We start from the raw sequence: 1,058 nt of genomic DNA on the forward strand, positions 1-1,058 counted from the left end.
GCAACAACACCAGCACCAACTGTACGGCCACCTTCACGGATAGCGAAGCGTAGACCTTCGTCCATCGCGATTGGAGCGATTAGCTCTACAGTCATCTGGATGTTATCACCTGGCATTACCATTTCTACGCCTTCTGGTAGCTCGATGTTACCAGTTACGTCAGTTGTACGGAAGTAGAACTGTGGACGGTAGCCTTTGAAGAATGGAGTGTGACGACCACCTTCATCTTTAGACAGTACGTATACTTCTGACTCGAACTTAGTGTGTGGGTTGATTGAAGCTGGAGCTGCTAGTACTTGACCACGCTCTACTTCGTCACGCTTAGTACCACGTAGTAGTGCACCAACGTTCTCACCCGCACGACCTTCGTCTAGAAGCTTACGGAACATCTCAACACCTGTACACGTTGTTACAGTTGTGTCTTTAATACCTACGATCTCAACTTCGTCACCTACTGTTAGGATACCGCGCTCGATACGGCCAGTTACTACTGTACCACGACCTTGGATTGAGAATACGTCTTCGATTGGCATTAGGAATGGCTGATCGATTGCACGCTCTGGCTCTGGGATGTAAGAATCTAGAGCTTCTGCTAGTTCAACGATCTTGTCTTCCCACTGTTTTTCGCCGTTTAGAGCGCCTAGAGCAGAACCTTGGATAACTGGTAGGTCATCACCTGGGAATTCGTACTCAGAAAGAAGTTCACGAACTTCCATTTCTACTAGTTCTAGTAGCTCTTCATCATCAACCATGTCACATTTGTTCATGAATACGATGATGTATGGGATACCAACCTGACGGCCTAGTAGGATGTGCTCACGAGTCTGAGGCATTGGACCATCAGTCGCAGCAACTACAAGGATACCACCGTCCATTTGCGCAGCACCAGTGATCATGTTTTTAACATAGTCAGCGTGTCCTGGGCAGTCTACGTGTGCGTAGTGACGTGTTGGAGTGTCGTACTCTACGTGAGAAGTAGCGATTGTGATACCGCGCTCACGCTCTTCTGGAGCGTTATCGATAGCTGCGAAATCTTTCGCTTCACCGCCGTATACTTT

At 48.1% G+C, this 1,058-nt stretch carries 1 protein-coding gene; it reads right to left on the reverse strand.

Annotated elements, in window-relative coordinates:
* On the reverse strand, positions 1–1,058 hold a 1,058-nt coding region (gene tuf / locus BLO31_RS03460; protein ID WP_070962901.1), incomplete at both ends, for an elongation factor Tu.

This window comes from Vibrio sonorensis (assembly GCF_001854765.1).
Taxonomy (GTDB): Bacteria; Pseudomonadota; Gammaproteobacteria; order Enterobacterales; family Vibrionaceae; genus Vibrio; species Vibrio sonorensis.